Genomic DNA, 5,290 nt, shown 5'->3' with positions numbered 1-5,290 from the left:
CTAAAGAACCGTAAAATAAAGAAATAATAAAAGTAAAAACAAAAAATATAACTGTATCAAAGCTAATCTTTGGATATAACTCAGAAAGTCTGAACGAATATAACAAAAAAACCAAAATAAAACTAAACAAATAAATAAAAAATGGATTTATAATATTCATCAACACCTTCAAATGTAAAATTTTAAACCTATTTACTGTATGCAGACCATTTCGATTTCAGTTTTCTAGGTAACAATGTATATCTTTTCCCTAAGTTATAAGAAATAAGTTTAACAGCATTCTCCATCACACAATATGGAATAAGATATGCTTTATTTTTACTTAGCAAATATTTTATCTGCATGGTAACCATTCTCATACCTTCTTTTTCGTTCGAAACATGCTCTAAAAGGAATGATGTTTCATTAAATGCCATACCAATATCAAAATATCTTTTGAACTGCTGTTTTAAATTATAATTATGTGAGTGATAAACTTCCGCATTAGGCTCATACACTACTTTTTTTCCATCAAAAATAACCTTTGAAGCAAGTATCATATCCTCATTAAGTATAATGTCATTAGGGAAACCATTATATGGACTTTTAAATAACTCTGCTTTATACATACTGCAAACATTTGAGTTAAAAAATGTCTTTATCCCTAGTTCCTTAATTTTATTTATATCCTTAACTACTTTCTTATGTGGATAATTGAAAGATCTTGCGAATTGTTCTAATATAGAGGCATCATTTCTAGGAACTTGCTTTGCATAACTTATCATACAGTCACTTGATTGTAGATTTTCCCATAAATTCATAATTAGCCTATTATTGCGTGGTATTGCATCCTGAGTCATAAATACTAAATATTCACCCGATGCAATACTAGCAAGGTAGTTCCTAGTCGTCCCATGGTTGAAATTTCTATTGTTAATGGTTTCGATATAAATTTCAGGGTATCTATTTTTAACTATATTCACTGTGTTATCAGTTGAAGACGAATCAATTATTATTATTTCTAACGAGTAATCATTCATTAATTCCTGTGCCTTCAATCTATCTATTAAGTCTATAATGTATGGTTCCGCATTATATGTTGGTACCAATACTGAAATAATCATTAATTTCACACCTTATTTTGAAATTCGCTTTAGCACAGTTTTTTTAAAATTAACAGATATTATGACAACTGTTAGTCTTTAAATTAATATGCGCCCTTTCTAGCGATGACTTGAAAGACGGTTTTGAAGAGAATTTTTATATCTAATGATAACTTTTTATTGTAAACATAATACAATTCAATATCTACACGTTCTGGATATCCCACATCACTTCGCCCGCATACTTGCCAATACCCGGTAATTCCAGGTTTTACTGATAAAAAGTCATTCTTCTTATTCTTATACTCATTTAACTCTTCAACAACAACTGGACGTGGTCCTACTAAACTCATATCACCTTTAAGTACATTAAAGAATTGAGGCAGTTCGTCTAAACTCGTTTTTCTAATAAACCTTCCAAATGGAGTAATTCTCGGGTCCTCATTCTGCTCTAATTTAAAATTATTTTGTATATATTTTTTATATAAATCTTCATTTTCTTTAAGCCTTTTTTCAGCATCTACAACCATAGATCTAAATTTATAGATATTAAACTTTTCACCATTTTTCCCTATTCTTATTTGTTTAAAAAAGATGGGTCCTTTATTAGGGCCATTTAGATAAAATCCCATGATTACCAATAAAACTGGCAAAGTTAATAAAATACCAGTTATGGCCCCGATAATATCTATTAATCTTTTAGATAAAGAATAAATAATAGAGTCATCTTGATAGTTTATTTCTGCAATTTCACTATTAGTATCTACCTTCATTTATTTCGCCCCTGCAAAGGAGAGGTCGAGTTCTAATATTTCGTTCATATACTTGATTAATTCCTCTCTCAAATCATTATTTTGAAGTGCAAATTCAATTGTTGTCTTTACGAAGCCAATCTTTTCCCCAACGTCATAACGTTTTCCCTCAAATTCATAAGCAAATACTCTTTGGATTTGATTTAATTTTTGAATTGCATCTGTTAGTTGAATTTCTCCTCCTGTTCCTGTTTCATGAGAATCAAGGAACATAAAAATCTCAGGTGTTAAAATATAACGCCCCATAATAGCCAAATTAGATGGGGATGTCCCTAATTTTGGCTTTTCCACAAAATTATTTACCCGATATAGTCTCCCTTCATTTGTAGAGGGATCAATTATTCCATAACGATGTGTTTCTTCGTCTGAAACAGACTGAACTCCAATTACAGAAGAAAAGGTTTGCTCATATTGATTAATTAATTGACGCAAGCAAGGTGTTTCGCTTTGTACAATGTCATCACCTAAAAGAACGGCAAAGGGCTCATTTCCAATAAAGTTTCTAGCACACCATACAGCGTGTCCAAGTCCTTTTGGCTCTTTTTGACGTATATAATGAATATCTGTTAAGTTAGAAGAATATTGAACTTGATCTAGCAAGTCATATTTCTCTTTCTCTATTAAATTTCTCTCTAATTCTGGAGCAAAGTCAAAATGATCTTCAATTGCCCTTTTCCCTTTACCGGTAACAATAATTATATCCTCAATTCCAGCTGCAACTGCTTCCTCTACTATATACTGAATGGTTGGTTTATCGACGATCGGCAGCATTTCTTTCGGCATTGCTTTAGTCGCTGGTAAAAACCTTGTTCCTAACCCAGCTGCTGGAATAATTGCTTTTCTTACTCTTTTCATAACAATATCCTTTCTTTAATTTACTTCGCATACCTAAACTTTACAGCAAAAAATAAATATCTAATTGAATTGCAAGTGTTTTACTGTTTCATTAGATATTTATTTTGCTTTATTCATAATGTTTTTATATAACCTATTATTTCTTAATAGATTAAAAGATTTTAAATAATCTTTTCTTCCTAACCCTTTCCGGTGCTTCTTTATATACATTGTTATCCCCAATTAAAAGTTCTACATTTTCTTTGAACAAATAAACCATATCAGTACCAAACTTATTTTCGACTATGTTAAATGCCTCACTCATTTTGAAAGAACGATTTTGTACATTATGTGCATCAGACGCTATAAAGTGAGTTAAGTTCGCTTCAATTAATTGGTGAGAGAAGTTCTTTATTTTTTTTCCAAAATAGCCTGATAGACTTGATGCTGTGACTTGAGATAAAGCCCCTTTTTCCACTAGATTATAAAGAACATCCGGTCTTTCAATTAATTCCTGATTTCTTTCCGGATGTACTATTATTGGAATTAAGCCTTTCATCTGAATATCAAAAAATAACCGCTCTGTGTACCTAGGAACATGCCCTGAGGGTAATTCAATAAATAAATACTTAGACTCCACTAATGTCAGAATATCCCCAATTTCAAGATCTTCTAAAATTTCTCCATAAATCCTTGTTTCTTGACCATGGAGAATTTTCAAGTCAATACCTTCTTTAACCAAAGCTTTATTTAAATCATTAACCTTATCTATTATTTGAGTTTTTGGGTTTTCATATTTACTATTTTTATGGTGGGGAGTTGCGATGATCGTCTTAATACCATCTTCAACTGCGTGTTTTGCCATTTCTATGCTTTCTGCTAAGCTTTTAGCACCATCATCAACACCTGGCAAGATATGACAATGTATATCAATCATCGCTAATTCCTCCTACTATTCCCAATTTTAAAACTAAATTATTCAATATCCTACCGAATTAGTTGGCACCATAATAATAATATTGATCTGACTGTCTCATTTTTTTATTATTTAATACAACACCAAGTATTTTCCCATTTGCTGCTGCCAAAAGTTCCTTAGCCCTTACCGAATTATCCCTATCCGTTTTACCACTTGATACTACTAAAATTGTACCATCACAACGATTCGATAGAATTTGCGCATCTGTAACTGCTAAAACAGGAGGTGTGTCGAATATTACCATGTCAAAGTTTTCTAAGACTTCTAGAAAAAATGCATTCATTGCCTTAGAACCAAGAAGTTCTGCAGGATTTGGGGGTATTGGTCCACTTGGTAATACGAATAAGTTCTTCTCATTTGTTTCGCAAATAACCTTGTCTAATGTCATTTGCTTAGTCAAAACATTAGTAAATCCAAATGTATTTGTTAAATTAAAAGTATAATGTACTGTGGGTTTTCGTAAATCAGAGTCAACCAAAAGTACTTTCTTTCCTTGTTGTGCAAAAACCACAGCCATGTTTGCAGCTGTTGTAGATTTCCCTTCTCCAGGACCTGACGATGTGACCATAAGTGATCGTATTTCTTGATCAATAGAGGAAAAAAGGATATTCGTACGAATAGTTCGATATTGTTCAGAAATTGGAGACTTAGGGTTAAAGAGGGTAATGAGATTTCTTTTTGTATTCATTACTTTCTTCTTTAAACTTGTTTTAGAAGCCAACTGTCTCACCTCTTAATCTAGATTCGCTTTTAGAATTCTTTTTTTCTGGCTTGGACTCATCCATTGCAGCGATTGTCCCTAAAACTGGTAACTCCAAAGTTTTTTCAATGTCTTGTTCAGTTTTAATTGAGTTATCCAAGTATTCTATTAAGAACGCAATTCCCACCCCAACCATCAAGCCAACAATAAGAGCAATTCCGATATTTATAAGTGGTTTGGGTTTAATTGGCGATTGCTTTTCTCCTAAATCTGCTTTTGCTAAGATACTTACATTTTTAACATTCATAATCTTTCCAATTTCACTTTCAAATACTTCTGCTGTTTTGTTTACAATTTTAGCCGCCCGTCTCGGGTTCGAATCTAAAACTCCGATATTAATTACTTGTGAATCATTTTCACTTTGTATTGAAATTTTTTCATTAAGCTCACGTGTTGTCATCTTCAAATCTAGATCTTTAATAACTTTATCCAGGATAGCTGGGCTCTTAATAATAACAGTATATGTGTTAATTAACTGTAGGTTTGTTTGCACTTCATTATAATTGTATAGACTCTCTTCATTCTTTGCCTGATTTACCAATATTTGGGTCGACGATTGATAAACTGGAGTTAAAATAAAATAACTTAAAATACCACTAAATAGAATAAAAACTAGCGTTATTGCTAGAATTAAATTAAGTCTCTTTTTTAAGGTTTGAAGTAAGTCCATAATACTAATAGTTTCCTTCATGATTTCCTCCCAATATATTCTAATTACATAACAAAAAACAAAAATTATTATAACATAGGATGTTGTAAATTTTTGCTTTTCTTGTCATAATTTTTATAAATATGTTTCTTTTTGTCGTGCACTTATATAATT

At 31.4% G+C, this 5,290-nt stretch carries 6 protein-coding genes; all 6 read right to left on the bottom strand.

Translation table 11 applies throughout. From position 1 onward, the window contains the following. Positions 1-188: 188 nt before the first annotated feature. Complete coding sequence (locus tag V7161_RS29515; RefSeq protein ID WP_335716330.1) at positions 189-1,103, bottom strand: glycosyltransferase family 2 protein; 915 nt, start codon at positions 1,101-1,103, stop codon at positions 189-191. An 83-nt stretch (positions 1,104-1,186) separates the two neighbouring features. After that, positions 1,187-1,855, bottom strand: a complete 669-nt coding sequence (locus V7161_RS29510) for a sugar transferase (protein ID WP_335716329.1) — start codon at positions 1,853-1,855, stop codon at positions 1,187-1,189. Then, complete coding sequence (gene galU, locus V7161_RS29505; protein WP_335716328.1) at positions 1,856-2,749, bottom strand: UTP--glucose-1-phosphate uridylyltransferase GalU; 894 nt, start codon at positions 2,747-2,749, stop codon at positions 1,856-1,858. A gap of 151 nt (positions 2,750-2,900) precedes the next feature. Next, complete coding sequence (locus V7161_RS29500) at positions 2,901-3,665, bottom strand: tyrosine-protein phosphatase (RefSeq protein WP_335716327.1); 765 nt, start codon at positions 3,663-3,665, stop codon at positions 2,901-2,903. A 58-nt stretch (positions 3,666-3,723) separates the two neighbouring features. Next, positions 3,724-4,395: a CpsD/CapB family tyrosine-protein kinase gene (locus tag V7161_RS29495; protein ID WP_335716331.1), complete on the bottom strand. Its 672-nt coding sequence runs from the start codon at positions 4,393-4,395 to the stop codon at positions 3,724-3,726. A gap of 22 nt (positions 4,396-4,417) precedes the next feature. Further along, entirely contained in the window at positions 4,418-5,158 is a 741-nt protein-coding gene (locus V7161_RS29490) for a YveK family protein (protein WP_335716326.1), read from the bottom strand. Positions 5,159-5,290 lie beyond the last annotated feature (132 nt).

The sequence above is a fragment of the Neobacillus drentensis genome (assembly GCF_036965425.1).
Lineage (GTDB): Bacteria > Bacillota > Bacilli > Bacillales > Cytobacillaceae > Neobacillus > Neobacillus drentensis_F.
This window is presented reverse-complemented; position numbering and strand designations above follow the sequence as displayed.

Excerpts from the sequence above, each read along its gene's own strand:
- V7161_RS29515 (WP_335716330.1), bottom strand. The coding sequence starts at position 1,103 with ATGATTATTTCAGTATTGGTACCAACATATAATGCGGAACCATACATT.
- galU (WP_335716328.1), bottom strand. The coding sequence starts at position 2,749 with ATGAAAAGAGTAAGAAAAGCAATTATTCCAGCAGCTGGGTTAGGAACA.
- V7161_RS29495 (WP_335716331.1), bottom strand. The coding sequence starts at position 4,395 with ATGAATACAAAAAGAAATCTCATTACCCTCTTTAACCCTAAGTCTCCA.
- V7161_RS29490 (WP_335716326.1), bottom strand. The coding sequence starts at position 5,158 with ATGAAGGAAACTATTAGTATTATGGACTTACTTCAAACCTTAAAAAAG.
- V7161_RS29510 (WP_335716329.1), bottom strand. The coding sequence starts at position 1,855 with ATGAAGGTAGATACTAATAGTGAAATTGCAGAAATAAACTATCAAGAT.
- V7161_RS29500 (WP_335716327.1), bottom strand. The coding sequence starts at position 3,665 with ATGATTGATATACATTGTCATATCTTGCCAGGTGTTGATGATGGTGCT.